Annotated in this window: 29 protein-coding genes and 1 pseudogene; 17 read left to right on the top strand and 13 right to left on the bottom strand. The window is 64.0% G+C overall.

The annotated features are described in order from the left end of the window. The first annotated feature begins 146 nt into the window (after positions 1–146). Entirely contained in the window at positions 147–1,223 is a 1,077-nt protein-coding gene (locus tag C480_RS15135; protein WP_006666495.1) for a TrmB family transcriptional regulator, read from the top strand. Between the two features lie 58 nt (positions 1,224–1,281). Here the strand turns inward: C480_RS15135 and C480_RS15130 are convergent, their stop codons facing one another. Beyond that, positions 1,282–2,571: an RNA-guided endonuclease InsQ/TnpB family protein gene (locus C480_RS15130; protein ID WP_006666494.1), complete on the bottom strand. Its 1,290-nt coding sequence runs from the start codon at positions 2,569–2,571 to the stop codon at positions 1,282–1,284. A gap of 3 nt (positions 2,572–2,574) precedes the next feature. Further along, complete coding sequence (locus tag C480_RS23090) at positions 2,575–2,724, bottom strand: DUF2080 family transposase-associated protein (RefSeq protein ID WP_006666493.1); 150 nt, start codon at positions 2,722–2,724, stop codon at positions 2,575–2,577. Between the two features lie 374 nt (positions 2,725–3,098). Here C480_RS23090 and C480_RS15125 point away from each other — a divergent pair, with 374 nt between their 5' ends. From C480_RS15125 to C480_RS15105, 5 genes are all read left to right on the top strand, one after another. Then, positions 3,099–3,752, top strand: a complete 654-nt coding sequence (locus C480_RS15125) for a bifunctional 4-hydroxy-2-oxoglutarate aldolase/2-dehydro-3-deoxy-phosphogluconate aldolase (protein WP_006666492.1) — start codon at positions 3,099–3,101, stop codon at positions 3,750–3,752. A gap of 504 nt (positions 3,753–4,256) precedes the next feature. Continuing rightward, positions 4,257–5,336, top strand: a complete 1,080-nt coding sequence (locus C480_RS15120; protein WP_006666491.1) for a glucose 1-dehydrogenase — start codon at positions 4,257–4,259, stop codon at positions 5,334–5,336. A 64-nt stretch (positions 5,337–5,400) separates the two neighbouring features. Further along, the gene (locus tag C480_RS15115) at positions 5,401–6,639 is read left to right on the top strand and encodes a mandelate racemase/muconate lactonizing enzyme family protein (protein ID WP_006666490.1); all 1,239 of its coding nucleotides are present in this window, start codon (positions 5,401–5,403) and stop codon (positions 6,637–6,639) included. Positions 6,640–6,800: 161 nt separating this feature from the next. Further along, positions 6,801–7,958, top strand: a complete 1,158-nt coding sequence (locus C480_RS15110; RefSeq protein WP_006666489.1) for a S1C family serine protease — start codon at positions 6,801–6,803, stop codon at positions 7,956–7,958. A gap of 78 nt (positions 7,959–8,036) precedes the next feature. Next, complete coding sequence (locus tag C480_RS15105; RefSeq protein ID WP_006666488.1) at positions 8,037–8,999, top strand: TIGR03557 family F420-dependent LLM class oxidoreductase; 963 nt, start codon at positions 8,037–8,039, stop codon at positions 8,997–8,999. A gap of 10 nt (positions 9,000–9,009) precedes the next feature. Here C480_RS15105 and C480_RS15100 read toward each other — a convergent pair whose 3' ends face one another. Further along, positions 9,010–9,324 carry a hypothetical protein gene (locus tag C480_RS15100; protein WP_006666487.1) on the bottom strand — a complete coding sequence of 105 codons (315 nt, stop codon included), beginning with the start codon at positions 9,322–9,324 and terminating at the stop codon, positions 9,010–9,012. Positions 9,325–9,364: 40 nt separating this feature from the next. On the opposite strand from C480_RS15100, the gene C480_RS15095 reads away from it, so the two are divergent. Both C480_RS15095 and C480_RS15090 read left to right on the top strand, forming a co-directional pair. Next, on the top strand, positions 9,365–9,541 hold the full coding sequence (locus C480_RS15095) for a protein translocase SEC61 complex subunit gamma (protein WP_006108780.1): 177 nt from the start codon (positions 9,365–9,367) through the stop codon (positions 9,539–9,541). Beyond that, positions 9,541–9,978: a transcription elongation factor Spt5 gene (locus C480_RS15090; RefSeq protein WP_006666486.1), complete on the top strand. Its 438-nt coding sequence runs from the start codon at positions 9,541–9,543 to the stop codon at positions 9,976–9,978. Before C480_RS15095 ends, C480_RS15090 begins: the two co-directional genes overlap by 1 nt. Before the next feature lie 93 nt (positions 9,979–10,071). On the opposite strand, the gene C480_RS15085 is transcribed toward C480_RS15090, so the two are convergent. After that, positions 10,072–10,359 (bottom strand): DUF7565 family protein, encoded by a 288-nt coding sequence (locus C480_RS15085; RefSeq protein WP_006666485.1) that lies wholly within the window; start codon positions 10,357–10,359, stop codon positions 10,072–10,074. 265 nt (positions 10,360–10,624) lie between these two features. Here C480_RS15085 and C480_RS15080 point away from each other — a divergent pair, with 265 nt between their 5' ends. Continuing rightward, on the top strand, positions 10,625–11,398 hold the full coding sequence (locus C480_RS15080; RefSeq protein ID WP_006666484.1) for a PHP-associated domain-containing protein: 774 nt from the start codon (positions 10,625–10,627) through the stop codon (positions 11,396–11,398). Between the two features lie 96 nt (positions 11,399–11,494). Here the strand turns inward: C480_RS15080 and C480_RS15075 are convergent, their stop codons facing one another. From C480_RS15075 to C480_RS15065, 3 genes are read right to left on the bottom strand one after another with little or no spacing between them, the layout of a single operon-like run. Then, positions 11,495–12,001, bottom strand: a complete 507-nt coding sequence (locus C480_RS15075) for a Mut7-C RNAse domain-containing protein (protein WP_006666483.1) — start codon at positions 11,999–12,001, stop codon at positions 11,495–11,497. Positions 12,002–12,027: 26 nt separating this feature from the next. Next, on the bottom strand, positions 12,028–13,809 hold the full coding sequence (gene polX, locus C480_RS15070; RefSeq protein ID WP_006666482.1) for a DNA polymerase/3'-5' exonuclease PolX: 1,782 nt from the start codon (positions 13,807–13,809) through the stop codon (positions 12,028–12,030). A 5-nt stretch (positions 13,810–13,814) separates the two neighbouring features. Next, positions 13,815–14,255: a DUF5788 family protein gene (locus C480_RS15065; protein WP_006666481.1), complete on the bottom strand. Its 441-nt coding sequence runs from the start codon at positions 14,253–14,255 to the stop codon at positions 13,815–13,817. Between the two features lie 127 nt (positions 14,256–14,382). Here C480_RS15065 and C480_RS15060 point away from each other — a divergent pair, with 127 nt between their 5' ends. The 5 genes from C480_RS15060 (at position 14,383) to C480_RS15040 (ending at position 19,560) form a co-directional block, all read left to right on the top strand. After that, a complete protein-coding gene (locus C480_RS15060) occupies positions 14,383–15,336 on the top strand; it encodes a rhomboid family intramembrane serine protease (RefSeq protein ID WP_083873389.1) in 954 nt (317 codons plus the stop codon). A 122-nt stretch (positions 15,337–15,458) separates the two neighbouring features. Continuing rightward, complete coding sequence (locus C480_RS15055; RefSeq protein ID WP_006666479.1) at positions 15,459–16,262, top strand: endonuclease V; 804 nt, start codon at positions 15,459–15,461, stop codon at positions 16,260–16,262. A 123-nt stretch (positions 16,263–16,385) separates the two neighbouring features. Beyond that, the gene (locus C480_RS15050; RefSeq protein WP_006666478.1) at positions 16,386–17,756 is read left to right on the top strand and encodes an MATE family efflux transporter; all 1,371 of its coding nucleotides are present in this window, start codon (positions 16,386–16,388) and stop codon (positions 17,754–17,756) included. A 117-nt stretch (positions 17,757–17,873) separates the two neighbouring features. Beyond that, on the top strand, positions 17,874–18,893 hold the full coding sequence (locus tag C480_RS15045; protein WP_006666477.1) for an SDR family oxidoreductase: 1,020 nt from the start codon (positions 17,874–17,876) through the stop codon (positions 18,891–18,893). 64 nt (positions 18,894–18,957) lie between these two features. Then, a complete protein-coding gene (locus C480_RS15040; protein ID WP_006666476.1) occupies positions 18,958–19,560 on the top strand; it encodes a hypothetical protein in 603 nt (200 codons plus the stop codon). 22 nt (positions 19,561–19,582) lie between these two features. On the opposite strand, the gene C480_RS15035 is transcribed toward C480_RS15040, so the two are convergent. Together C480_RS15035 and C480_RS22285 are read right to left on the bottom strand one after the other, a co-directional pair. After that, on the bottom strand, positions 19,583–19,810 hold the full coding sequence (locus tag C480_RS15035) for a MarR family transcriptional regulator (protein ID WP_006666475.1): 228 nt from the start codon (positions 19,808–19,810) through the stop codon (positions 19,583–19,585). A gap of 222 nt (positions 19,811–20,032) precedes the next feature. Further along, positions 20,033–20,236, bottom strand: a pseudogene (locus C480_RS22285) (SLC13 family permease); the annotation flags it as partial. A 401-nt stretch (positions 20,237–20,637) separates the two neighbouring features. On the opposite strand from C480_RS22285, the gene C480_RS15030 reads away from it, so the two are divergent. Next, on the top strand, positions 20,638–21,042 hold the full coding sequence (locus C480_RS15030) for a hypothetical protein (protein WP_006666473.1): 405 nt from the start codon (positions 20,638–20,640) through the stop codon (positions 21,040–21,042). A gap of 242 nt (positions 21,043–21,284) precedes the next feature. On the opposite strand, the gene C480_RS15025 is transcribed toward C480_RS15030, so the two are convergent. From C480_RS15025 to C480_RS15010, 4 genes are all read right to left on the bottom strand, one after another. Beyond that, the gene (locus tag C480_RS15025) at positions 21,285–22,550 is read right to left on the bottom strand and encodes an ArsA family ATPase (protein ID WP_006666472.1); all 1,266 of its coding nucleotides are present in this window, start codon (positions 22,548–22,550) and stop codon (positions 21,285–21,287) included. A 92-nt stretch (positions 22,551–22,642) separates the two neighbouring features. Next, positions 22,643–23,086 (bottom strand): universal stress protein, encoded by a 444-nt coding sequence (locus tag C480_RS15020; protein WP_006666471.1) that lies wholly within the window; start codon positions 23,084–23,086, stop codon positions 22,643–22,645. Further along, positions 23,083–23,475, bottom strand: coding sequence for a DUF2267 domain-containing protein (locus C480_RS15015; RefSeq protein WP_006666470.1), 393 nt, complete (start codon positions 23,473–23,475; stop codon positions 23,083–23,085). Before C480_RS15015 ends, C480_RS15020 begins: the two co-directional genes overlap by 4 nt. Positions 23,476–23,634: 159 nt before the next feature. Further along, the gene (locus C480_RS15010) at positions 23,635–24,735 is read right to left on the bottom strand and encodes a pyridoxal phosphate-dependent aminotransferase (protein ID WP_006666469.1); all 1,101 of its coding nucleotides are present in this window, start codon (positions 24,733–24,735) and stop codon (positions 23,635–23,637) included. A gap of 215 nt (positions 24,736–24,950) precedes the next feature. Between C480_RS15010 and C480_RS15005 the strand changes: the two genes are divergently transcribed. Both C480_RS15005 and C480_RS15000 read left to right on the top strand, forming a co-directional pair. Then, positions 24,951–25,568, top strand: coding sequence for a CinA family protein (locus C480_RS15005; RefSeq protein ID WP_006666468.1), 618 nt, complete (start codon positions 24,951–24,953; stop codon positions 25,566–25,568). A gap of 48 nt (positions 25,569–25,616) precedes the next feature. Then, complete coding sequence (locus C480_RS15000) at positions 25,617–26,102, top strand: metal-dependent hydrolase (protein WP_006666467.1); 486 nt, start codon at positions 25,617–25,619, stop codon at positions 26,100–26,102.

Below are 26,102 nucleotides of genomic sequence, written 5' to 3'. Positions count from 1 at the left end.
GTACGCGCCCCGTTGGTTAAAGTTTGTTGTAAAATGTATTCCTATTTTCTAAGAGCCGGCCGTGTGCGCGTCGCGGGACTCGCGACGACGGCGTGACCGCGAATCTTTTTGCCGCCCCACCGCAATCCGTGACGTACTGAATACTCATGGATACTGACGGGCTCGCCGACCTCCTCGACCGGTTCGGTCTCTCCGAGAAGGAGATCGACACGTACCTCGCGGTTCTCGACCGCGGCGCGTCGAAAGCGAGTACGATCGCCGACGCCGCCGACGTCTCGAAGCGCTACGTCTACAGCATCAGCGAAGAACTCGAGGATCGCGGGTTCGTCGAGGTCGACGATCACGCCGTGCCGACCGTGATCCGGCCCGTCGATCCCGAGACGGTCGTCGACCGACTCACGAAAAGCGTCGAGGAGATCGAACCCGAACTGCGCGAACGCTACACCGCGACCGAGCGCTCCGGCGAACAGTTCGAGGTCATCAAGTCGCGCCAGACGGTCATCAAGCGACTCGAAGAGTTGCTCGCCCGCGCCGAAACAGAAGTGACGCTCTCGCTCCCGATCGACGTGCTCCCCCAGATCCGCTCGACGCTCGAAGCGACCGTCGACCGCGGCGTCCTCGTTCTCCTGCTACTGGGTGCAACCGGCGACGACGAACAGGACATCGCTTCCCTCGCGGGCGCTGCGAGTACGGTTCGGACGTGGGACGCTCTCGTCCCGACGATGCTCACGGTCGACCGACAGCACGGGCTGCTCGCGCCGAGCCAACTGCTGACGAGTTCGACGAGCGATACGCGCGCCATCACGCTCTCGCAAGAACAGCTCGTCCCGGTGCTCGCGGGGTCGTTCCTGGCGAACTACTGGCCGACCGCCGATGAACGATACGTGACGACGCCCCGGGACCTCCCGCAGACCTACGACGGGTTCCGCAACGCGGTCTTCCAGATCGCGCTGCACCGGGCGACGGAGACGAACCTCGAAGCGACGGTGACTGGCGCACCGGTCGCCGACGAGGACGACGCGCTCCCGTCGACCCTCTCGGGAGAGATCGTCGACGTTCGACAGAGCCTCGTCCGCCCGGTAACCTCGTCGCTGCCGATCGAGAACTCGTTCACGATCGATGTCGACGGCGCGCAGTACGTCGTCGGCGGCACCGGCGCGTTCCTCGAAGACTTCGAGGCGGACTCGGTGACGCTCCGGCCGCTCGCCGACGCGAGTCACTGAAGAATAGCCGCCGTCGGTCTCAGCGATAGAGTCACCTGTGAGTGACTTCCTCCCCACCCTACTCGCTCACGGCTGACGCCGTTCGCTCCTTGAGAGTGGGGCTTCCTGTTTCCACGACGCGCTTTGCAGGAACCGAAGTGGTTTCCGTAGGGAGCGCAGTCTCCGCAGGCGTTCGAAAATCACAGTGCGATTTTCGCAGCCCATCAGAATCGCAGAGCGATTCTGAGGACGTTGATTCGGGACAGCCCGTCCCTACTTGCTTCAGACCGCGTACCAAGATGTTGTAGGCCGCGTTCCAGTCCCTGTCCGCCGTGAACCCGCACGAGGGACAGGAGTGCTCGCGAACCCACAGTGGTTTGTCCGTCTCGACGCCACAGGCCGCACACTCTTTGGTCGTTCCGGCCGGATCGACGGCCACGAAGTGCGTGCCTTCGCGTTCGCACTTGTACTCGAGCATTCGGAGGAACGTTCCCCACGCCGCTCCGGCACGGTTGCGGCTGTTCGACGGGAGTTCCATCAGACCCTTCACATCGAGGTCTTCGACCGCAACGAGGTCGTACTCCCGAGCGTAGTGGTTCGAGAGCTTGTGCAAGAAGTCCCTGCGCTTTCGCTTCAGATCGGCGTGACGTTTGGCGACGACACGCTGTTGCTTGCGGTAGTTCGCTGATCCGTGATCTTTGTGCGAGAGTTTGCGTTGCTCGCGTTCCAACCGCTCGCGTTCGTCGGACAGGTCGGGACGTTCGACAGCCGTACCGTCGGTGTCATGTGCGTACTTCAGGATACCCACGTCGATCCCGACACAGTCCTCGAGTTTCTTGGGCTTCGGTGGCGCATCGCCCTCGGTTTCGATTCCAAGGACGGCGAACCACTCGCCGGTCGGTTCCTGCTTGACGACGACCTCTTTGATCGTGGCGTCGTCGGGAACGTCGCGGTGGTAGACTATCGGAATATCGCCGATTTTGGAAAGAGAAAGCACAGTACGGCCACTCGTGTTGTTGAGTTCGAAGCCGGTTTGACTGTACGTGATCGAGCGATATTCCTTCGGAGCCTTCCACTTGAGTTCGCCGACGCGGTAGCCGTTGTCCTTCCGGCCCTTCAGTGTTGAGCGGTTGTCGTACAGCCGCTGTACGACTTTCTGCAGCACTTTCGAGTGGACTTGGTTGAGGTCGGTCCACCAGTTCTTGAGGTCGGGAAGGACTGACTGCTCGGAGTATGCCGAGGTTCCGTTCTCTCGGTTGAGTCGGTGCAGAAAGTGGTTGTAGACCTGTCTGCAGGTATCGACAGTCCACGCTAACTGTTCGTGGAGTTCGTCGGTCGGGTTGAGCCGATACCTGTAGTTGTAGCGCATGGTCTACTCGTCTTCGTCGGACGGATCGGTGACGCGGACGACCTTGACGGTGGCACCTCGCCACCGCTTGGGAACGAGCACGTGAGCGCCGTTGCCGGTTGGTTTGACTTCGGCTTCGTGGACTTCGTGTCCTTCGACCTCGTATCGATCCATCACTAATGTTTAGACTACGTAGAAACATAAAGCTACTGATAGCGGTGGTCTGCGGGCCTGCTGTAGAACAGTGCAAGAAACACGAGCGGCGTTGACGAGATGCTCCGAGTCTCGTTCGCACACCAGAAATCGAAGATTTCTGGGGACGCTGTATCCCCTCCCTGCTCGCGCCTTCGGGCGTCGTCAGAAATCGTTGATTTCTGACTGCCAATCAGAACGTGTCGCGTTCTGATGACGCTCGCTGAGGAAGGGGCAGTAGCGCCTCGATTTAGGTAAATTTCTTTGCGTCCCCGGGAGAACGCGGAGACGATGCCTTCGAACCACGCCGACCCATGCGGTGGGAACTATCCGTCACGCACACGTGGAGGAAACCGATGACCGACACGCGAACCATCAAAGACCGAATCGTCGACAGCGGCGTCATCGCCGTCGTTCGCGGCGTCGACGAGGAGCAAGTCGTTCCCGTCTCGCGCGCGCTCTACGAGGCCGGCGTCGAGGCCCTCGAAATCACGGCCGACGGCACCCGCGCCGCCGAGATGATCGCCGCCGTCGACCGCGAACTCGCGGACACCGACGCGATACTCGGTGCCGGAACCGTCCTCGACGCCGCGACCGCCCAGTCCGTGATCGACGCCGGCGCGACGTTCGTCGTCTCGCCCTCCACCAGCCCCGAGGTCGTTCGCACCTGTAACCGCCACGGCGTCCTCTCCGCACCGGGCGTCATGACGCCCACCGAGGCCGTCACCGCGATGGAGGCCGGCGCAGACGTGCTCAAGATGTTCCCCGCCTCGACGGTCGGTCCCGGACACATCAGCGCGCTCAGCGGCCCGCTCGGCGACGTCGACATCATTCCGACCGGCGGCGTCTCGGCGGACAACGTCGACGAGTTCTTCGACGCCGGCGCGGTTGCGGTCGGCGCGGGCGGAGCGATTCTCGACGCGGACGCCATCGACCGCGGCGATATGGATCAGGTTCGAGCGACCGCCGAATCGTTCGTCGCCGCCGTCGAGGACGCCCGCGGCAACTGACCGTCGAGACCCCGACGTTCTGAACTCGTTTTCCTCCCTTCGAGTCACCCGTTTCGTCTCCCGTTCGCGTTCCGACTCGATGATAACCCGTCGACTAGCCACCTCCCTGGACTGTCGTTATCCCACCTGTTCCCCCATTCGTTACTGATGGTCTAGAACCACCATTCAAAAATCGCTGCTGCCTGGCAGGTAGTGCCGATCTATGACGAAAAACCACCGTATTCCGAATGCACCGACCGTCTCGAACACCAGTTACGAATCGTGAGAGTCACGATATACAGAATATACTGCCAAACGTAGTGTGGGCAGCAACCGAACTCGGATCGAGTTCGGCCGAACGAGCGCCTCACAGCCCGTTACTCGCCGTCGCTGGGAAACGATTGAAGCGAACTCGCTCGGCCATTACTATAAAATATATTATAAGTACTGCCGACGGCCGACCCGTATTCAGAGATTTACTACTAGAGAGGTAAATTTTTATTTCGCCGGTTCTCAGATCCGGGTATGAAAGCGATCGCTGTCGAACCGGGTGCTGGGGAGCCTTCGCTCGTCGAGCGGCCCCGTCCCGAACCCGAACCGGGAGAAGCGCTCGTGCGCACGCTTCGCGTCGGGATCGACGGGACCGACCACGAAGTAATCGCGGGCCATCACGGAAACCTGCCCGCGGGCGCTGACCGACTCGTCCTCGGCCACGAGGCCGTCGGCGTCGTCGAAGAGCCAAACGGCACCGACCTCGACGCCGGCGAGTTCGTCGTGCCGACCGTTCGCCGCCCGCCGGGTCGCTCCAACGAGTTCTTCGAGCGAGGCGAGCCGGATATGGCACCCGAGGACGAGTACTTCGAGCGCGGGATCGTGGGTGCACACGGGTTCATGGCGGAATACTTCACTAGCCCCGCCGAGTATCTCGTTTCGATCCCGCCTGAACTCGCCGAACTCGGCTTTCTCGTCGAACCGATCAGCATCACCGAGAAGGCGATCGAGCACGCCGTCGCGTCTCGCTCCGCGTTCGATTGGGACCCCGAAACGGCGCTCGTCCTCGGTAACGGCCCGCTCGGACTGCTCACGCTCGCGATGTTCGGATCGGTCCTCGACATCGACCGCACCTACTGTCTCGGTCGGCGGGATCGCTCCCATCCGACCGTCGAACTCGTCGAGGATCTCGGCGCGACCTACGTCGACTCCCGCGAGACGCCGGTTTCGGAGATCCCGGACGCCCACGAAGCCGTCGATCTGGTCTACGAGGCGACCGGACACGCCAAACACGCCTTCGAGACGGTCGACGCGCTCGCACCCAACGGGGTCGGCGTCCTGCTCGGCGTCCCCGAACCCTGGGAGTTCGAGGTCGACGGCGGTCGCCTCCACCGCGAACTCGTCTTGCACAACAAGGCACTCCTCGGCACCGTCAACTCCCACCGCGGCCACTTCGAGGCCGCCATCGACACGCTCTCCCAACTTCCCGCGTGGTTCACCGACGAACTCGTGACGGGCGTCTACGATCTCGGCGAGTACACGGAAGCATTCAAGAACGGCGACGATGTCGTCAAAACTGCGGTCGAGTTCGACGCGCCGGCGGGCGGCTTCTGAGTGAGACTCGTGAACTCACCACGGATTCAAAACAATTACTACCATAGGTGTAAGTGGGGTTTCTATGGGAATCGATTACTCGCAGCTTCACGACCCGAACGCCGAGTACACGATGCGCGAACTCTCGGCGGAGACGATGGGCGTTACACGAGAACGCGGGGGCGGCCGCGATGTCGAGATCACGGACATCCAGACGACGATGATCGACGGCAATTTCCCGTGGACGCTCGTGCGAATCTACACGGACGCGGGGACCGTCGGTACCGGTGAGGCGTACTGGGGGGCGGGCGTTCCAGAGCTGATCCAGCGCATGACGCCGTTCCTGCAGGGCGAGAACCCGCTCGACATTGACCGACTCACGGAACACCTCGTCCAGAAGATGTCCGGCGAGGGCTCGATCGGCGGCGTCACCGTGACCGCAATCGCGGGAATCGAGGTCGCGCTCCACGACCTCGCGGGGAAGATTCTCGACGTGCCGGCCTACCAGTTGCTCGGCGGCAAGTACCGCGACGAGGTCCGCGTCTACTGCGACTGTCACACCGAGGAGGAGGCCGACCCCGACGCCTGCGCCGACGAAGCCGAGCGCGTCGTCGAAGAACTCGGCTACGACGCCCTGAAGTTCGACCTCGACGTTCCCTCGGGCCACGAAAAGGACCGCGCGAACCGCCACCTTCGCGAACCCGAGATCGAACACAAGGCCTCGATCGTCGAAGCCGTCACCGAACGCGTCGGCGACCGCGCCGACGTGGCTTTCGACTGTCACTGGACGTTCTCCGGCGGCTCCGCCAAGCGTCTCGCGGAACGCCTCGAAGCGTACGACGTCTGGTGGCTCGAAGACCCCGTCCCGCCGGAGAACCACGACGTCCAGCGGGAGGTCACGCAGGGGACCACGACGCCGATCACCGTCGGCGAAAACGTCTACCGCAAACACGGCCAGCGCCGCCTGCTCGAAGAGCAGGCCGTCGACATCATCGCCCCCGACATGCCCAAGGTCGGTGGCATGCGCGAAACGCAGAAGATCGCCGACCTCGCCGACCTCTACTACGTGCCCGTTGCGATGCACAACGTTTCCTCACCCGTCGCGACGATGGCGAGCGCCCACGTCGGCGCGGCGATTCCGAACTCGCTCGCCGTCGAGTACCACTCCTACGAACTCGACTGGTGGGCGGACCTGGTCGAAGAAGACATCATCGAGGACGGCTACATCGAAATCCCCGAGAAACCGGGACTCGGCGTGACGCTCGATATGGACGCCGTCGAGGAGCACATGATCGACGGCGACGAACTCTTCGACGAGGCCTGAGACGGTCCGCTGTAGCGATTGCCCGCCATCACCCCGACGGGTGCGCTGGAACTGACCGTCCGCAGTTCGGATGAGGCACGCGCCACCGTCTGATTCTCCGTTTCCGCGCCCGTGCTGGGGCGTGTTTTATAGCGTTCGTCGGGGTGGGGACCCCCACGACGATGCAACGACAACGAGAGCGAGCACTTCCGCGACGGCAGTTCCTTCGAACACAGGCCGGCCTGGTCGGCACAGTCGCCCTGATCGGCGGCGGAACCACGACTGTACTGGCACAGGACTCCGAGAACGAATCCGGATCCGAAACCGGATCCGACTCCGGAACCGAATCCGAGAGTCCGTACACCGAAATCTACGACGAGAGCATCGACGATGTCGTTCTCGTCGTTGTTGGGGGCACCGGCGACGGTACCGGGACCGAAAATCAGCAGGGCGGGCTCGGCTCCGGATTCGTCGTCGACGACCACGTCATCACCAACGCCCACGTCGTCGGCGAGGCGAGCGACGTCGAACTCCAGTTTCGCGACGAGCAATGGCGAACCGGCTCGGTCGTCGGCGCCGATCCGCACAGCGACATCGCCGTTATCGAGGTCGACGACTTCCCCGACATCGTCAACGGACTCTCCTTTGCCGACGACGACCCCGTCATCGGCCAGGAGGTGCTCGCCCTCGGCAACCCGCTCGGACTTGATGCCTCCGTCTCACAGGGACTCGTCAGCGGGATCGACCGCTCGCTTCCGAGCCCGACCGGCTTCGCCATCCCCGCCGCGATCCAGACCGACGCGCCGGTCAACCCCGGCAACAGCGGCGGCCCGCTCGTCACTCTCGACGGCGACGTGCTCGGCATCGTCTTCGCCGGTGCCAGCCAGACGATCGGCTTTGCCATCTCCGCACTCCTCGCGGAACGAGTCGTCCCGCAACTTATCGACACCGGGACGTACGAACACGCCTACATGGGCGTCGGCGTCCTCCCGGTCGGGCCACGGATCGCCGAGGCGAACGACCTCGACGAACCGCGCGGCGTACTCGTCGCGGAAACCGTCCCCGATTCTCCCGCCGACGGCGTCCTCGAACCGGTCTCCGAGGAGACGACCGTCGACGGAACGCCCGTCCCCGTCGGCGGCGACGTAATCGTCGCCATCGAAGGCGAACCGATCCCGAACGAGGACCGCCTTTCGACCGTTCTGGCGCTCGATACCTCCCCCGAAGACACGATCGAAATCGAGATCGTCCGCGACGGAGACCACCAGACGGTCGATCTCACCCTCGAAGAGCGACCCGAACAAGAGACGCAGACCCAAACGCCGCCCGAACCGCCCTGAGCAGCCGCTTGCCGAGACTCGGCAGTTGCAAGCGCGCAATTGTCGGCGTCGGATCTGGTGTGACCGATCACCCGACCCATGACCGAAATCGGCTACAAACTCATCTGCGAGGAACACGGCCCCAACGAACTCGTCGACTACGCCACCCTCGCCGAACAGTCCGCCTTCGAGTTCGCGATGATCTCGGATCACTTCCATCCGTGGACATCGACCCAGGGCGAGAGCCCGTTCGCCTGGAACGTGATCGGCGCGATCGCACAGGCGACGACCGATCTCCGACTCGGCACCGCGATCACGTGCCCGATTATCCGCTACCATCCGGCGATCATCGCCCAGGCGGCCGCAACGGCCGGCGTCCAGCTTCCCGGCCGGTTCTTCCTCGGCGTCGGCACCGGCGAGCAACTGAGCGAACACATCCTCGGCGACCGGTGGCCGGAACACGAGATCCGACTCGAGATGCTTCGCGAGGCCGTCGACGTCATCCGCACCCTCTGGGAAGGGACCACCACGAGCTATCACGGCGACTACTACACCGTCGAGAACGCTCGCATCTACACGCTCCCGGATGACCTCCCGCCGATCCACGTCGCCGCCGACGGCCCGAAAACCGCACAAGCCGCCGGCGACATCGGCGACGGCCTCGTCGCCGTCCGTCCCGACGACACCCTCGTCGACTCCTTCGAGACGGACGAAAACGAGACCGCGGACGCACCCCGCTACGCTGAACTCGACATCTGCTACGCCGAAGACGAACAGGAAGCGATCGAGACGGCTCACGAAATCTGGCCGCAAGCGGCACTGCCGGGGAAACTCATGTGGGAACTCGCGACGCCCGCTCACTTCGAGCAGGCGACTGAAGCGGTTACGGCGGACGAAATCGCGGAGCGAGTCGTCTGCGGGCCGGATCCCGAAGCGCACATCTCGGCGATCCAGGAGTACGTCGACGCCGGCTTCGACCACGTCACGATTCACCAGATCGGGCCGAACCAGGCCGAGTTCGTCGAGTTCTACGAGAACGAAGTGATACCGGCGATCGAATGAGTACCGTGTGTTAGTCGGTTGTCTCCGCTTGGTCGTCCGCCTCGTTCTCTGCGTCCTTGTTCTCTGCTTCCTCGCTCGTTTCTTCGAGTTCATCGTCGGCAGCCCCGCCGCGGTCGTCGCGCCGTGGGGCGCTCTGCGAGCCGACTTCGGTGCTCCCGTCGTCGGCTTCGTCGGGATCGCGGTCGATCCGTTCGAGTTCGTCTTCGATCTCCGCCTCGCGTTCGGATTCGTACTCGTCCGCGCGGTCGGTATCGTCTTCTGCCATGTGCCCGGCTTCGTTGTCGAACGGTTTGGACGACAGGCCGTCGAGTGCAACGTGGGACACGAAAGACAAATAAAAGACCCCGCGCTGTGAATAGACAAATATGGACGTTCCCTACGACCTCACCTCGTACGTTCGGGTGTTGAAAATGGCGACGACACCCACCAGTCAGGAGTTCTTCCAGGTATCGAAAATCGCCGGTGCAGGAATCCTCCTGGTCGGATTGCTCGGATTCATCATTGGAGGGATCATGCTTCTGTTACCGGGCGGTGGTCTCTGATGGGCATCTTCGCTGTCAAAACGACGGCGAGTCAGGAACGCACCGTCGCGGACATGATCATCAACCGCGAGGAACCCGAGATTCACGCCGCACTCGCCCCGGACTCGCTCACCTCCTACGTGATGGTCGAGGCCGACGGTGACGCCGTCCTGAGCCGCGTCCTCGAGGACATCCCACACGCCCGCAACATCGTCCCGGGCGAGTCGGATATCTCCGAAGTCGAGCACTTCCTCTCGCCGAAGCCGGACGTCGAAGGGATCGCCGAGGGCGACATCGTCGAACTCATCGCCGGCCCGTTCAAGGGCGAGAAGGCCCAGGTCCAGCGCATCGACGAGGGCAAAGATCAGGTGACGGTCGAACTCTACGAGGCGACGGTTCCGATCCCGGTGACGGTCCGCGGGGACCAGATTCGCGTGCTGGACAGCGACGAGCGCTAAGACGACCACCGTCCGGCGCATCTCGTCTCGAATTGCGAACACCCACCAGCACCGCTTTTTCCCGACTGGCACTTCGACTGTCGCGCCGACCCGCTACCGATCTAACTCAGTTGCGATCGCTTCGGTATCCGCCACATCCTCGATCGCCGACAGCAGTTCCTCGCGCTCGCGAACCTCGGCTGAACTCGCGCCGTACGCGCGGACGTACTCCGCACGACTATGTTCCGTAAAGGCGTGCCGAATCGCGAGATAGCCGTCCGGAACGACCGTCCCACAGACGTTGCACTCACACTGGTCGTGCTCGGTCGCCTGATGGACGACGGCCGATTCGACATCCGCGAAGACCTCGCCACAGCCATCGATTCCACATTCCCAGGCCATTCGTCTTCACAGTGAACTCGAGAGGCCGTCCTAATGGTCTTTTCGCAGTCTATGTGATCGCAAACAGACATAGAAGTCCCACCGCCAGGGAGCAGGATGGAACTCGTGACCATCGAATCGGTAGCGACAGGTGTAGAAATGACAAGAAATAATCGTGAGATGCCGAGTCTGATAGTGACAGCCATACACCATTCCGGCCCAGATCCAACCGTTAACCGAGTTCAGAATCAGAATTCATAACTTTTCGGTCGCGAAACGGGGGCATGTGAGTGACGTGAGCGACGGAGTGGCGTCTCGAGTCGACTGTCACACGAAGGTCCTCAACGAGGCCGTGATCGAACGGGCGACCGAGGCAGGACTCGACGCGATGGTCTATGCACCGCACTTCCGGCGGCTACCGGAGATTCGCGAGATTGCAGCCCGGTATTCGACCGAAGAGCTGTTGGTCATCCCCGCCCGCGAGGTGTTTACCGGCACCTGGACGGACCGGAAACACGTCCTCGCGCTGGGTCTCGAGGACCCAGTTCCCGATTTCATCTCGCTCGAAGCGGCGATGGCCGAGTTCGACCGCCAGGACGCAACGGTCCTCGTTCCGCATCCCGAGTTCGCCACCGTCAGTCTCACGACCGCCGATCTGTACCGCTACGAGGGGACGATCGACGCGATCGAGATTTTCAACCCGAAGCATCTGCCCCACCACAACCGGCGGGCTCGGGAACTCGCAACTGAACTCGAGTATCCCCCGTATACGTCGTCCTACGCCCATCTCCCGCGTTCGATCGGGAGCGCCTACACCGTCTTCGAGCGGGCGATCGAAACGGAACGGGACCTCCTCGATGCACTCGACGACGGCGTCTCGCGGCGCGTCGTCTATAAGAACGGCCTGCGACGGTGGCGAACGACGGCGAACGAGTTGCTCCATCTGGGCTATGAGAACACCTGGGAGAAGGCCGACCGGCTGTTTCTCTCCGGCACGGAGCCGACGCATCCGGATCACATCGCATACGACGGCCGGTTCGACGATGCGGCCGTTTACTGAGGCGTCGGTCGTTTCTCATCGAATCACGGCATCGTTCCGTCCGCTCCTCCTCCACGCACTCTCCCCCCTTCCCAGCGCCGCAGTCCAGAGCGTCGATCAGCAATCGGGAAGCGTCTCGCCAACCCGTTCCCAGTGACTGCCGCGCCAGAAATACTGCCCGCACGACTGACAGCGCCAGACCGGGGTAGGGCCCGTCGACGACCGTGACGATCCGTCGTCCCGACCGGCGGCCGGCGTTTCGCTCTCGAACGCGCCGGGTTCTGGCGCGTACTCCGGCGTCGATTCTGACGGATCGACCCGTTCGAGCCGTCCGTTGCACCGCCCGCAAACGGCCGGTTCCGGCGGGAGTTCGAGTTCGACGCCGGCCTCGTGCAGTTGCGCGAGTTGCTCGTCGACCTCGTGTGCCGTCAAGAGAATCGCGTCCGCGGCACGGTTCGCGAGTTCACTATCGCGCGTCACGATCGTTCGGTCGTCGGCGCGAGCGGCGGCGATCACGTCGTCGTCCGCCTCCAGATTCCGGTCGCCGGCGTAGACGGTGTCGTAGTTGCACATTCGGAGGTACGAGACGAGGCCGCCGCACATGGTGTCGAGGAGAAATTGCATGGGCTGTTCGAAAACGGCACAGCCGATCAGTGCAAGAACTCCCGCACCGCCTCGAGTTCCCAGGTGTTGATTACGTCTCCCGGTTCGGCCCACCCGCGGCGGGCCGTGTGGACGCCCCAGCGCATGAACTCGAGCGTCGACGGCTGGTGGGCGTCCGTGTTGATGGCGATCTTGGCACCCGCGTCGATGGCGGCCTGGACGGCGCTACCCCACAGGTCCAGGCGTCGCGGGTTGCTGTTTACCTCGAGTGCGGTGTCGTGTTCGGCGGCCGCCTCGCCGAGGGCGGTCGCGTCGAAGTCGAGTCCGGAGCGTTCGTTCAGCAGTCGGCCGCTCGGATGGCCCAGTACGTCGACCGCGGGGTTTTCGACCGCGCGAACGAGCCGGTTCGTCGCCCGCTCGGTGTCCTGGTCGAGGGCGCTGTGCGTCGACGCGACGATCACGTCGAGGGCGTCGATGGCCTCCGTGGAGAGGCCGATCTCGCCGTCGGCGTCGACGTTCGCCTCGATGCCGGCGAAGACGGCGATGTCGCTCGCGGCGTCGACTTCGCGGATCTGCTCGACCTGCTCTAGGATTTCGGTGTCCGATAGCCCCATTCCGCCGACGATACCCGGTCCCTCGGCGTGGTCGGCGAGTCCGAAGTAATCGTAGCCGCGCCCGTCGGCGGCCTCGACCATCTCCTCGATGGTGTTGTTGCCGTCCGACCACTCCGTGTGGCTGTGGAAGTCGCCACGGATGTCCTCGCGCGTAAGCAGGTCGGGAAGCGTTCCCGACTCGGATGCCTCGATCTCGCCCCGATCCGTCCGCAACTCGGGCGGCATCCAGTCCAGCCCGAGGGCCTCGTACATCCCCTCCTCCGTCTCGCCCGCCAGCCGGTCGCCGACGCGTTGACTGCCGTCCGTCGCCGAGTCCGACCCGTCGCCGTCTGGGCCGGCGTCGACCTCGCTCACGTCGAACACGCCGTACTCGTTCACCTTCAACCCCCGATCGATCGCGTAGTTTCGCAGGCTGACGTTGTGGTCCTTGCTCCCCGTAAAGTACTGCAGCGCCGCGCCGAACTCGTCGGGGACGACGACGCGAAGATCCACGCGAATCTCGCCGACGCGAACGCTCGCCTTCGCCGGTCCCGACTCGATCTCGCTGTCGACGGAGTCCCATTCGACGAACTGCTCGATGACGGCCTCGTTGTCGTTCGTTCCGACGAGGACGTCGACGTCACCGATCGTCTCACGCCACCGCCGGATCGAGCCGGCGACCTCGCAGCGTTCGACTTCCTCGATCCCCTCGAGTTCGGCGAGCACGTCGTCGGCGAGCGGGCGCGCCTCGCCGAGCAGTTGGCGCGTCCCGACCTCGCGGGCGAACTCGATGTTGTCGCGGATGTTCTGCTCGGTTTTCGGGCCGAAACCAGAGACCGCCTGTATCTCGTTCGCTTCGGCGGCCGCCTCGAGATCGTCCAGGGTTTCGATACCCAGCTCGTGGTACAGCTTCCCGGCCGTCTTCGGGCCGACGCCCTCGATCCGGGTGATGTCGGCGATGTCGATCGGGAGTTCAGCCTGCAGTTCCTCGAGTTCATCGATCGAACCCGTTTCGACGTACTCGACGATTTTGGTGGCGATCGCGTCGCCGACGCCGTCGATGTCTTCGATGGCGTCGCGGTCGCCCGCCTCGACGTAGTCGGCGATCGGTGACGGGTGCGCACGGACGTTTTCAGCCGCGCGGCGGTACGCGCGCGGTTTGTACTCCACGTCGTCGGCCTCGAGCAGGTCGGCGAACTCCTCGAAGCGGCCGGCGATTTCGGCGTTGGTCGCCATCGCGATCAGCGCCCCCTCCGTGAACTCGCGTCGTCCTCGCGGCCGAGCGCCTGTTTCAGGAACGACATCCAGCGTTTCGTGTCGGCGGCCTGCTGGGCTTTTTGTTCGCGCTCGAGATCCGTCGGCCCGAGGTTCTCGAGGGCGTTCAGGCCCCGGTCGATCCCGATGATGCTCTGTGCCAGTTCCTCGCCCTCCTCGCGGGTGATGTCGCCCTCCTCGATCGCCTCGATGCGCTCGACGCGTTCCCGGCGGAGGTTGCGTTTCGCCTGCTCGACGCGATCGCGCTCGCCGGCTGGCACGGTCTCGCGGCGTTTGATCTCGAAGACGAACGTTCGGAGGTCGATCTCCTCGCCCTGGACCGTGATCGTCTCCGGAATGTCCGCGCCGACGGTCGCGCCCTCGCGCTCGACGCGCTCGAGCAGTTGCTTGCGCTCGAACTCTTGCACGTCTCAGTATGGGGCTCGCGGCGCTAAAAATGTACAGTCCGGTCAGAACTCCCATACTGCTCTCGTCATGCACCCGTCAGTCACACGAACCCCAAACCCCTTAGCGACGCCGTGCATACCCCCATCAATGGCTACGTGCGACGTGTGTGGGAAAGACGAAAACATGCCGTACAACTGTCGGCACTGTGGCGGCACTTATTGTGCCGACCACCGGCTGCCAGAGAACCACGATTGCTCCGGCCTGCAAAACTGGAACGATCCGAGCGGCGTCTTCGACAGCGGCTTCGACGAGAGCGTCAACGGCGGGACAAGCACGTCGAAGAGCGCGAGTTCGCGCGTTCTCGACGCCCTCCCGATCGATACCGGACCGGGCGGGCCGCTCGCGTACTTCCGCGGGAACATGACGTATACGTTCCTCGCGCTGATGTGGCTCACGTTCCTCGCACAGATCGTCGTGGGTGCTGTTAGTGGGGTACTCAATTACCCCGGACTTGTCCGGGATCTGTTCGTCCTGACGCCCCAGCATCCGGAGTACGTCTGGACGTGGGTGACGTCCGTCTTCGCCCATGGTGGTATCCTCCATATCGTGTTCAACAGCATCGTGATATTCTTCTTCGGCCCGCTCGTCGAGCGCTACGTCGGGTCGCGGAAGTTCGCGGCGCTGTTTATCGTCAGCGGTGCCCTGGCCGGACTCAGCCAGGTTGCCATCCAAATCTATCAGGGGCCGGTTATCCCGGGCTTTGGCGGCGTCCTCGGTGCCAGCGGTGCAGCCCTCGCGATCATGGGCGTGCTCACCGTCCTGAACCCGAAACTCACCGTCTACCTCTACATGATCTTCCCCGTTCCGATCTGGGTACTCACGGCCGGGACCGCGGTCATTAGCATCTTCTTCATCGGCACCGGTGGCGGCGGAGATATCGCTCACGCGGCTCACCTCGTCGGTCTCCTCGTCGGCCTCGCCTACGGCGAGTACGTCAAACGAACCAAAACCGTCCGCACGTCGGGGCAGTTCAGACTCGGTGGCGGCGGGCCGGGTGGCCCGGGCGGTCCCGGCGGCCCCGGCGGTCGTCGGCGCTTCTAACCGTCCACACCGTCGTCACCGCACCTCGTTCCTGCCACTACTCCACTCTCCCGTTCCTCCTCGTCGCCGTATCATCCTCAACGCCTATTTTCGCTCGGTCACAACACCTACTACCACGACCAATGTGTGCACCTCCGCCCCGCCCCGATCTCGCACCCGATCCCGAACTCGACCGCGCGGCAATGGAATCCCTCCAGCGCGAAATCGCCGACACCGCCGTCTTCACCGACGAGTTCACGTTCGATTGCGAGTCGCTGACGAATCCGCTGGCCGCGAGCGCCGCGGCCGACGCCGATCCGCCGACCGTCGTCGGCGCCGACCAGTCGTTTCTCACCAACGACGCGGGCGATCAGGACCGAGCGCTGAGCGCCGTCGTCGCCGTGCGCGGCGGCGAAGTGATCGAGCGCGTCGCCGCCGTTACCGACCTCGAAACGCCCTACATTCCGGGGCTGCTGTCCTTCCGCGAAGGCGGCGCTATTCTCGCGGCACTCGACGAACTCTCTGTCGAACCCGACCTCTTCCTCTTCGACGGGAGCGGTCGCATCCACTTTCGGCAAGCCGGAATCGCGACCCACATCGGCGTCGTGTGTGACGTGCCGAGCGTCGGCGTCGCGAAGAGTCTCCTCTGTGGCACGCCTCGCGAGGAGACGGCGGACCTGCAGACCGGAACGCGCGTTGGCATCGAGGCGAACGCGAAGGTCGACGCACCGGAGGGGACGCTACTCGGCTACGCCGTCCAGACGCGCCAGTACGACTCGCCGAATCGGTACATCAACCCGCTGTACGTCAGCCCCGGCCACCGCATCGGTCCTGAGACGGCCGCCGATATCGCGCTCGCGTTGGCGTCTTCCTACAAGCTGCCGGAGCCCGTCCGCCTCGCCGATAGCTACGCCACCGAGGCCAAACGCGACTACGTGGACTCCTGAATCCTGGTCTCTGAACTCGCATTCGTGTCCCGCCGAATGCGGTATTCGATACGCAGACGGCACCGGGATTCCGCTATCGGCAGCCTGATATGACGGATCAACCTCTTGCCAAAACGGATACAGATGGTCGACCGATCGCGCGTACTCGGCGTCTGGCGACGGACGATTTCGCTGTCCTGGCCGATCGCGCTCCAGCAGACGTTCAACACGCTGATGCGGACGGTCGACATCGTCGTCACCGGACTCTTTTCGCCGGCCGCCGTCGCCGCGATCGGGCTCGCGGACCTCTACGCGCAGATTCCACTTCGCATCGGCCTCGGACTCGGCACCGGTTCGATCGCCCTCTCCAGCCAGGATACCGGCAGGGAGGCGACGGCGACGCGCGACCGAGCGATCACCCAGGCGATCCTCATCGGGTTCCTGGCCGGCCTGCCGCTGATCGCCGTCGGCCTCGCCCTCTCGAACTCCCTCATCGCCGTCCTCGGTGCCGAACCCGAGGTCGTCCGAATGGGCGGGCAGTACCTCGCGCTCGTCTTCGTCGCAGCGCCCATGCGAATCGTCGGCCTCGTCGGTGCCCGATCGCTACAGGGAACCGGCGACACGCGGACACCGATGGCCGTCAACGTCGTCGCGAACGGGGTTAACATCGTCATGACGGTCGGACTCGGACTCGGGATCGGCGTCTTTCCCGAACTCGGCATCGTCGGCGTCGGGTTGGCGACGGCGGTCAGTCGAACGATCGAGGCCATCATGATAACCGCCGCAATCGCGAGCGCCTGGACCGAACTCTCGTTCGCCCGCCCGCGATCGGTGACGATCACGCGCCAGTTGGTCGCCGTCAGTCTCCCGAACTTCGCGGAGGGGATGAGCACGTCGCTCGCGAACTTCCCGTTCAACGCGCTATTGCTCACGTTCGGCACGGAGGTCAACGCCGCCTACCACATCGGCCGCCGAATCTACCAGCAACTCACCGGGCCGCTGTACCGGTCGTTCAACGTCGCCGCGAGCATCGTCGTCGGGCAGACCCTGGGTGACGGCAGACCGGATGATGCACGGTTTTCGGGGCTCGCAATGACCGCGCTCAGCGTCCTGACGCTCGGAATTGCCGGTGTCGTTCTGGTCGTCGGCGCAACGCCGATCGCCCGCGTGTTCACGAACGACGCCGAGACGCTCACCCACGCCGCCACGTTCACCCGCGTCTTCGGCGTCTCGATGCTGTTCTTCGGTATCTTCTTCCCGATCTCCGGAAGCCTCCGAGGCGCAGGTGACACGCGGACGCCGTTTTACGCCCGCTTTACCGGCACGTTCGGCTTCATGCTCGGCGTGTCCTACCTCGCGGGGATCACGCTCGACTACGGCCTTCCCGGCGTGTACGTCGGTATCGTTCTCAGTTACGCCTGGTGGACGGTCGTCGTCACGGCGGGCTTCCTCTGGAGCGACTGGGCCGACACGGCAGCAGCACTCATGAACGAACGGCGAAACCTCTCGGAGTGAGATGCCGCTGCACCGATCCCAGTCCCGATTACACGACTGACCCTCATCACCGATAGAACTTCCACCGAGCGCGACAAACCGTCGATACTTAGGTATCGTCTCACGAACGGGTCACACATGGCCACCGCTGAGGAAGACGAGAGTCCCGCGGAATCCGACGAGGTCGGGGCCGACAGCGCCGACACCGACCGATCCCGGGGATCGACCGATCCCGAGACCGCGACCGCGACCGGAACGACGACTCCATCCCAGTCCGACCGTGACGATCGCACGTCGTCGAACACGGACGCCGACGACGACCGCTACACACGCAAACAATCCGTCCTGATCACCGGCTGTTCGTCCGGTATCGGGCGCGCCACTGCCAAGGCATTTCTCCAGCGAGACTGGCAAGTCATCGCAACGGCCCGCAACGCGGACGACATCACCGATCTCGAGGAGGCCGGCTGTACGACACTCGAACTCGACGTAACCGATCCCGACCAGATCGCGTCCGTCGTCGAACGAACCGTCGACATCGCCGGCTCGATCGACTGTCTCGTCAATAACGCCGGCTACGCCCAGATGGGTCCCCTCGAAGACATCTCGACGGCGGATCTCCACCGCCAGTTCGATGTCAACGTCTACGGCCCCCACCGGCTCATCCGCGCCGCACTGCCACATATGCGCGCCCAGGGCGAGGGCCGGATCATCAACGTCTCGAGCGTGATCGGCCGCATCTCTATCCCCGGCTCCGGCACCTACGCCGGCTCGAAACACGCACTCGAGGCGATGACCGACTCGCTGCGCGCCGAGGTCGACGAGTTCGGTATCGACGTCACCCTGATCGAACCCGGCCCGGTCGAGACGAACTTCACGAACCGCGTCGACGAGGAACTGCCCGAAGACGAGCGGACCCCAGCCTACGAGTCGCTGTACGAACTCTACGACGAGGCGCAGTTGATCGGGGGCGGCGCAGGCGGCCCCTTCGCATCCGAAGCCGACGATGTTGCGGCAGCGATTCTCGATGCGGCCTCGACGCCGGAGCCGCCGGCGCGGTATCCCGTCGGGCCGCTGGCCCAGTACGGCGTCTACGCTCGGTTCCTGCCGGATCGGCTGCGAGATGCGGCCTACGGCCTCCTTCGGAAACTCGCCTGACGCTGTCGTATCACTATAGTAACTCTTTTACAAATCCCCGAATAGAAAGAAACGGTTACCGGTCATGTCGAACTCGGAACTCGATACCGTTGAACTCGCGGACGCAGTTTCGAACGTCCTCTACAGTATCGCCGGTTGGCTCTCGATCATCGTTGGACTTCTCGGGACGCTCACAGTCGCTCTAAAGCTCGCGGACGAAGGACTCACAGATGGCGAGCTACTGCCGCCAGCGATTGTCCTTGCCGTCATGCTCGGTCTCGTCGCTCTCGGTATCTTCGTGACGCCCAGGTTCCGACGCCGACTGAACCGACGAGGCACATTGTCGCAGTTCGGATACACCAACTCCGTCGACAGTCGTGTCATCCGCCCAGAAGCGGAGTGTGCCGAACGCTGTGCGAGCTGTCGCTCCCGGATTGAGAAGGGCCTGGTGCGGCGGTATCGAACCGAGTTCACAGTCGCCGGTATTCCAGTCTACACGGGTTCCGAGGGACGCAACCACTACTGCTTCGAGTGCGCACTCGAGGAGGTGTTTCCAGCGGGGAGCGGGCGCTCGGCTCCGGAGAGGGCGGATTTCGACGACAAGGACGATACGGAACTCGACAGCAAGGCCGGCAAGGATACCGACAGAGACACGGTCAACTCCGTTGCACTCACCACACGCGACTAGTCGCGCCGTGGTCGGCGACAGGTCAATCCGCAGCCGCCTGCCGTACTGACGCTCCAGAACAGGTCAACGTGTACGCGCCACCCGGGCGTCTATTCACGTAGCCCGCCCGCTGCAGCGCTCGACAGTGTCGGTCGACCGTCATCGGGTGGATCGTCATCTCGAGCGCCGTCGCAATCTCCGCGACGGTTATCGCCTGCGTCGTCTCGAGAACGGCGAGAATCGAACGTTCCTGAGCTGAAAGCGATGTCATGGGACAGAAGGGCCGAAGGATGACGAGTTCACTGCTATGGGAGCGCGGTCTCCGGGTGTGGCGTTTCGCCTGGGGGGAGGCCGGGCGTCAGCTGAACTCGGCTGCGTCGTCGCGTCGTGCCCGTGTCTATCGTTGGCGAGGGCCCCAATCAAGCGGCGCGCCGATTCCCAGCGTCTGGGAACGGCCTGTCATCGCAAGAGACTGTCGGATCGAGTGGAGGTAGCCGCTCCAGGCCTCGGCGAACTCGGTGGGGAGCAACCCCAGGTCGATACACCGCGCCATCGGGAGCCACAGCAGTGCGACGAGCGTGATCAATACGATCTCGTTGACGTTTGAGTCCGACGGCGACGCGGGCCATCTGGGAGAGCGAGATGTAGCCGCGAAGACGATGGCGTTGGGCGGTGTCGCAACCGGGAGCAGTATCGATTCTCGTCTTTGCGACGGAGCTGGGCGGTATCACAGACGTTCAGCCACCGGTCGTCTGGAGATGACGGAGTTCTACTCACCGTCGTCACAGCAGCGCAATCGCGAAGCACGACCGGTTGTGACGGATGGACTACTCTGAGTCGATCTCATCCCGTTTCTGCGTCTGCCACCAGTGGATCGCCCAGTTTGGGAGAAATAGCAGAACCACGGCTACGACGCTTACAAACGCGATTATCAGTATCTCGATCATCGATGCTGAAACCGAATACGACACGATTTGTCGTGTGTGTTTTGCCGCCGTACCGAACGAGTTCAAAGCGGTGCCTGCCGGTGGAAATCCTGCCGGATAGGGAGGGCGCCGATCAGTATCGATATATAGCGACTTCCCGTCCACGCGATTGATGGAACACAGCGGCACCGAGACGCCTTCAGGCGAACCTGCTCTCGGTGTCAAAACTCTTGCGGGCGTCACGGGCCTCTGTGCGTTCGCCGTGGCCGGTTTCGGCATGGTCTCCATCGTCGACCTTGAGCCACGTCTCGCGTCGAAAACTCTGCTGTCGCTCGTCGCCCCAGCGTTGCTGCTCGGGTTCGGCCTCGGTATGCTCGTTCTAGCCGCGGGATTGTGGAACGGGCTGTACTGGGCCTGGAGTTGGATGGTTCTCCTCTATACCGGGAGTACGTTCGGTGGCCTTGCCGCAGGGATCACCACCGGCGACCCCTCAGCGCTCGGTAGCGCCGTGGTTTCGGGGCTCATTGCAGCATACCTCTACCGTCATCGCAACGAGTTCAACGCGACGAATCGCTGAGAGCGGTGTTCCGTTGCGGTCGTAACCGGCGCGGCCGATACAGGTGACGGCACGCCGAGACGGACAGCGGAAAATCACTTTCGGGCCCACATCGAATCATCGCCCACGTATCGCGCGTTGCTTCCCATCGACGAGCAGGAATAATCGGGCGTAAGCGCAGGTAAACGCCGTTCTCGACGTGGCGACCGGATTGCCTCGACGGATTCGAGAGCGGTTTCGAGGCGAGACGATCGAGTGGCCGACTACCGGAGACAGGCCGCAACGACTTCGAGCATTCCCACGCCGCGAACCTCGTCGGCGAACAGCGGCACTCGTCGCACGTCCGGCCCCCGAAAGAGGTCCTGGGCCTCCGCGAGCGCCGACTGCTGGACGTCCCAGCGGCGCTGACAGAACTCGCAATCGTCCAGGTTCGGCTGCAAGAACTCGCCGTCGACGTCGTCGGTGACGTTCGAAAGCGGCTCCATCACGCGGTTGACCACGACCGTGCCGACGGGTATCTCGAACTCCCGTAACTGCTCGCGCAGCCGCGTCGACTCGTAGACGCTCATCTCCTCGGGGATCATCACGATCCGAAAGTCCGTGCGCGTGGGATCCTGGAGCGCCGACCGGAGCCGTTCGATACGCGTTCGCAACTCCTTCAGGTCGGACAGATCCTGCGTCTGCTCCTCGTCGTCCTGGCCGCCGAACAGCCCCTTCATTCCCTCGAACATGCCGCTTAGTCGCTGGCGGAACTTGAGCATCCGGCCGACCATCGTGTCCATGACCTCCGGCAACTGAAGCAATCGCAAGGTGTGACCCGTCGGTGCCGTGTCGACGACGACGCGGTCGAATCGCTCGTCGTCCATGTACGCGAGCAACAACTGCATCGCCGCGGCCTCGTCCGCACCGGGCATCGCACCACCGAGCATCGCTTCCATGGGATTCTCCCCGCCGAGCATGTCGCCGAGTCCACCGAGTTCACCCAGGCCGCCGGCTCCGCTCTGGTCGCCGGAGCCGCCGAACGGGCCGCCCTCGCCGAATCCATCGGATCCGTCGGATCCGTCGCCCGCACCGAACTCGGCGTCCTCACCGCCGCCACCGAAAATCGCCTGGCCGCGTTCCGCAGCCGTTTCGGGGTCGATCTCGGCACCGTAGAGCGGCACGTCCTCGCGAAGTCGAGCCGGTTCGGCGGGCACGTCGATCTCGAACGTATCGGAGAGCGAGTGGGCGGGGTCCGTCGAGACGACGAGCGTGCTGGTCCCGCCCCGGGCGCTATCGAGCGCGGTCGCGGCGGCCATCGTCGTCTTGCCGACGCCACCTTTCCCGCCGTAGAGGACGTACTCCGGCCCGTCGATCGGCTCGTCGGACGGCTCGACATCGACCGTTTCCCGCGCTGGCTCCTCGTCGGACGAACTCGTCGGTGTAACCTCGATCGTATTCGAGTCGTCGCTCTCGGTTTCGCCACCGTCCGCACCGGCGACAGTCTCCGTCTCGTCCTCGTCGACGACTTCGACGTCGATTCCACTCATGCCAGCCGATTCGGTTCGATCACACGAGTATTCGTCGGTCCAGCGCGGGTCTCGGGCCGAACGAAGGACAGGGACACGACGGAACACACCAGTTATCGGACGACCGCAACCGGGACCGGCGACCGTCGAACGACGCTCTCCGCGACGCTCCCGAGCAACACGCGAGACACGCCCTCCCGCCCGTGGCTCCCGATAACGACCGTCTCGTAACCCTCATCGGCCGCCCGATCGACGATCCGTCGCTCCGGCTTGCCCGCCGCGATCTCCGTCTCGAGTTCACGATCCGCGCTCGCAGCGAGCGCGGTCGCCTCCTCGAGGAGGTCGGTCGCGTACTCGCGGGCCTGCTCGGTGATGGGGAGTCGGAGTTCCGGCCCCTCGAGCGGTTCGACCGTCGTTTCTGCGATCGGGATCACGTAGAGGGCGGTGATCGCCGCGTCGGGGAACGTTTCGAGCGCGAACTCGAGTGCGGCCGTTGCCGGTTCCGAGCCGTCGTAGGCGACGAGTATGCGGCCGTCACCGACGTGCTCTCGGGTCATTCGAGAGTTGACTCGTCGATCAGTTCGAACAGCGGATCGAAATCCTCCGGCAGGCCATTCCGTACTTTTTCGATGTTCCCTGGGGGAACCACGGCCGCGACGACAGCAACCAGCTGCTGGGCGTGGTAGTTCGCATCGGAACGATCGACGCCTTCCCGTTCGGCAACCCGGTCGAGAAACTCCTGATAGTCGAAGCGCTGTCCGTGGTCGGCCGCGATCAGATACCGGTCGATCTCCATCGGGAGCGGGCTGGCGAGATCGGTTGCCTCTCCCTCATGGAGCCGTTCTCCCAGCGTCGTCAGGACGGCTCGGCTCGCCCGAACGGCCTGGCCGGCCTGTGCGTACTCGAGTTCGTGTTGGACCTGGCCGATGAACTCGGTGTAGTTCATAGCGATAGGGATGACGACATCGACCCGGCTGATAAAGCTAGCAGTGGAAGCGGTACCCGGTATCCACTCGCCTTCGCTGCTTCGGCGGCGTTCGAAAGCGCGAACTCGAGGGCCGTCGGTGTTCGAACAGCGGAGAACTCGATTCGCGGGAGCGGCCGATCAATCGAAGTACTGCGCCAACCGTTCGGCGGCTTCCTCGACGCGCGGGGTAACGAGGGCGAACCGGAGCCAGTCGCTGCGAGAGTCCCCGAACGCGTTGCCGGGCATCCCCGCGACGCCGATCTCGTCGATCAATTGTTCGATGTTTGCGAGCGTCCCCGGATACCCTTCGAACCGAGCCATGACGTAGAACGCACCTTGGGGTGTTGTATAGGCCGCGCCCGCGGCGTCCAGCGCATCGGTGAACGTCTCGACGCGTTCGCGCAGCAGCTCGCGGTTGCGCCGATAGTAGTCCGGTCCCGTCTCGCGCAGGGCATGTAGCACCGCGTACTGGGCCGGGCGGCTCCCGGCGACGTTGACGAGCATGTGCCGACTCCGCGCGTTTGCGACGAGTTCGGGCGGGAAGATGGCGTACCCGACTCGGAAGCCGGTGATCGCGAGCGATTTCGAGAAGGCGTTGGTGACGATTCGGTGCTCGGAGTCGACGCCGAGGGCGCTCGAGAACTGGCCCGAGAGATCGAAGTGGTCGTAGACCTCGTCGCTGATGAGGATCGCGTCGTACGCGTCGGCGATGGCGACGAGTTCGCGAACGGTTTCCTCGGGATACACCGCACCCGTCGGGTTATTCGGCGAGTTGACGACGATGGCGGCCGTCTCGTCGCTTGCGGCGGCGCGCACGTCGGCGGGATCGAGTTGGCCGGTCTCGTCCGTCGCGACGAAACGCTGTGTACCCCCGAGCATCGTCGTCTTGCCGGGATAGTAGGGGTAGACGGGTTCGGTCAACAGGATCTCGCTCCCCCGGTTGCGTTCCATCGCTCGGGCCATCGCGAGATAGTTCGCTTCGCCCGCCCCGTTCGTGATGACGACCTGGTCGACGTCGACGCCGCGGCGGTCGGCGATTTCCGCGCGCAGTTCGACCAGTCCGTCGCTCGGGGGATACTGGAATCGGTCCGGGTCGGCGTCGGCGAACTCGTGGAGGCCGGTTCGAAGCGCCTCGGGTGGCTCCCAGTCGGGGTTGCCGCTGACCATGTCGATGACGTCGGTCTCCGCACGGTCGGCGTACTCCATGACGTGGAAGAAAAGCGGCGTCTCGTACTCCATGAGTGTGTATGGGTCTGCCCGTACCGTCGTTCTTTCCGTTCGTCGTTCTTTCCGTTCGTCGTTCTCTCCGTTCGTCGTTCTCTCCGTTCGCCGTTCTCTCCGTTCGTCGTTCTCCCCGTTCGCCGTTCTCGGTGGCCTCCTGGCCGTCCCATCCGTCGCTCATCCGACGGGGAGCCAACCACGCCTTGACAACGCTGGATCCCCTTCGGACAGCTATGAACGACGACATCGATCGCACCCTCCCGATGGACGTTGCCGACGCGCTTCGAGAGACCGAAGAGACGCTTTCGGTCGCCGAATCCTGTACCGGCGGCCTGATCGGGGCGGCGATCACCGCCGTGCCGGGCGCGAGCGACTACTTCGAGTCCGGGCTGACGACCTACGCCTACGACGCCAAACGTCGCCACCTCGGCGTCGGTCGGGAACCACTGGACGAGCACGGTGCCGTCTCCGAACCGGTCGCACGGGAGATGGCCCGCGGCGTCCGCGACGTGACGAACGTCACCTGGGGCGTCTCGACCACCGGCGTCGCCGGTCCCACCGGCGGGAGCGAGGAGACGCCGGTCGGCACCGTCTTCATCGGCGTCGCCTACGCCGGCCCCTGGGGAAGCGAGTCCTCCTACGCGACGGTCTCGCGCTACGAGTTCAGCGGCGACCGGGCGGACGTTCGCGCGAAGACCGTCGATCGGGCGCTCGCGGATTTGCTCGCGGAAGTCAACGGCCAGCATTCCGAGGCGGTCGACGCCGAGACTGATATCGATCTCGAGACAGACACTGACGCCGATACCGGCACCGGAACCGACACCGAGACTGATACTGATACGGCCGAGTGAGAGTCACAAAAGAAAGCTATTCGGCGGTCGGATTTCGAGTATCGGGTGATGAACAAGAAGGGGCACGTCCTCAACGCCGCGCTGTTGAGTATCGGACTGGGATACCTGCTCGAACCGGCCGGGAATCTGGCGACCTTCGAGACCATCGTCTCCATCGGCGTTCCGATCACGCTCGGCGCGCTGTTTCCGGACGTCGACACCGCGTTCGGCAAACACAGAAAGACGCTGCACAACCTGCCGATTCTGGCCGGCTTCGTCGTCTTTCCCGAACTCTTCGGCAACCTCGAGTGGGTCTGGGTCGGTATTCTGACGCACTACGTCCTCGACGTGGCGGGGAGCAAGCGCGGGATCGCGCTCTTCTATCCTCTCTGGAAGCAGGAGTTCGGCCTGCCGGTCGGCGTCGCGGTCAGCAGTCGGCGCGCCGATCTCGTGACGGTCCTCGTGACCGCCGCGGAGGTCGCACTGGCGGCGGTTCTCGTGTTCCGGTTCCCGCAGGAAGGATTTGAACTCGCGCGGCAGTCGATCGGCCTGTAA

The sequence above is a fragment of the Natrialba aegyptia DSM 13077 genome (assembly GCF_000337535.1).
In the GTDB taxonomy this organism is placed as follows: Archaea; Halobacteriota; Halobacteria; order Halobacteriales; family Natrialbaceae; genus Natrialba; species Natrialba aegyptia.
Note: the sequence above shows the minus strand (reverse complement) of the source record. Positions and strands in the feature narration are given on the sequence as shown.

Coding starts and splice junctions, on each gene's coding strand:
- C480_RS15110 (WP_006666489.1), top strand. CDS start 6,801: ATGCAACGACAACGAGAGCGAGCACTTCCGCGACGGCAGTTCCTTCGA.
- C480_RS15025 (WP_006666472.1), bottom strand. CDS start 22,550: ATGAGTGGAATCGACGTCGAAGTCGTCGACGAGGACGAGACGGAGACT.
- C480_RS15010 (WP_006666469.1), bottom strand. CDS start 24,735: ATGGAGTACGAGACGCCGCTTTTCTTCCACGTCATGGAGTACGCCGAC.
- C480_RS15040 (WP_006666476.1), top strand. CDS start 18,958: ATGTCGAACTCGGAACTCGATACCGTTGAACTCGCGGACGCAGTTTCG.
- C480_RS15095 (WP_006108780.1), top strand. CDS start 9,365: ATGGACGTTCCCTACGACCTCACCTCGTACGTTCGGGTGTTGAAAATG.
- C480_RS23090 (WP_006666493.1), bottom strand. CDS start 2,724: ATGGATCGATACGAGGTCGAAGGACACGAAGTCCACGAAGCCGAAGTC.
- C480_RS15020 (WP_006666471.1), bottom strand. CDS start 23,086: ATGACCCGAGAGCACGTCGGTGACGGCCGCATACTCGTCGCCTACGAC.
- C480_RS15005 (WP_006666468.1), top strand. CDS start 24,951: ATGAACGACGACATCGATCGCACCCTCCCGATGGACGTTGCCGACGCG.
- C480_RS15085 (WP_006666485.1), bottom strand. CDS start 10,359: ATGGCCTGGGAATGTGGAATCGATGGCTGTGGCGAGGTCTTCGCGGAT.
- C480_RS15015 (WP_006666470.1), bottom strand. CDS start 23,475: ATGAACTACACCGAGTTCATCGGCCAGGTCCAACACGAACTCGAGTAC.
- polX (WP_006666482.1), bottom strand. CDS start 13,809: ATGGCGACCAACGCCGAAATCGCCGGCCGCTTCGAGGAGTTCGCCGAC.
- C480_RS15105 (WP_006666488.1), top strand. CDS start 8,037: ATGACCGAAATCGGCTACAAACTCATCTGCGAGGAACACGGCCCCAAC.
- C480_RS15075 (WP_006666483.1), bottom strand. CDS start 12,001: ATGCAATTTCTCCTCGACACCATGTGCGGCGGCCTCGTCTCGTACCTC.
- C480_RS15135 (WP_006666495.1), top strand. CDS start 147: ATGGATACTGACGGGCTCGCCGACCTCCTCGACCGGTTCGGTCTCTCC.
- C480_RS15000 (WP_006666467.1), top strand. CDS start 25,617: ATGAACAAGAAGGGGCACGTCCTCAACGCCGCGCTGTTGAGTATCGGA.
- C480_RS15050 (WP_006666478.1), top strand. CDS start 16,386: ATGGTCGACCGATCGCGCGTACTCGGCGTCTGGCGACGGACGATTTCG.
- C480_RS15130 (WP_006666494.1), bottom strand. CDS start 2,571: ATGCGCTACAACTACAGGTATCGGCTCAACCCGACCGACGAACTCCAC.
- C480_RS15055 (WP_006666479.1), top strand. CDS start 15,459: ATGTGTGCACCTCCGCCCCGCCCCGATCTCGCACCCGATCCCGAACTC.
- C480_RS15035 (WP_006666475.1), bottom strand. CDS start 19,810: ATGACATCGCTTTCAGCTCAGGAACGTTCGATTCTCGCCGTTCTCGAG.
- C480_RS15115 (WP_006666490.1), top strand. CDS start 5,401: ATGGGAATCGATTACTCGCAGCTTCACGACCCGAACGCCGAGTACACG.
- C480_RS15060 (WP_083873389.1), top strand. CDS start 14,383: ATGGCTACGTGCGACGTGTGTGGGAAAGACGAAAACATGCCGTACAAC.
- C480_RS15090 (WP_006666486.1), top strand. CDS start 9,541: ATGGGCATCTTCGCTGTCAAAACGACGGCGAGTCAGGAACGCACCGTC.
- C480_RS15125 (WP_006666492.1), top strand. CDS start 3,099: ATGACCGACACGCGAACCATCAAAGACCGAATCGTCGACAGCGGCGTC.
- C480_RS15045 (WP_006666477.1), top strand. CDS start 17,874: ATGGCCACCGCTGAGGAAGACGAGAGTCCCGCGGAATCCGACGAGGTC.
- C480_RS15120 (WP_006666491.1), top strand. CDS start 4,257: ATGAAAGCGATCGCTGTCGAACCGGGTGCTGGGGAGCCTTCGCTCGTC.
- C480_RS15030 (WP_006666473.1), top strand. CDS start 20,638: ATGGAACACAGCGGCACCGAGACGCCTTCAGGCGAACCTGCTCTCGGT.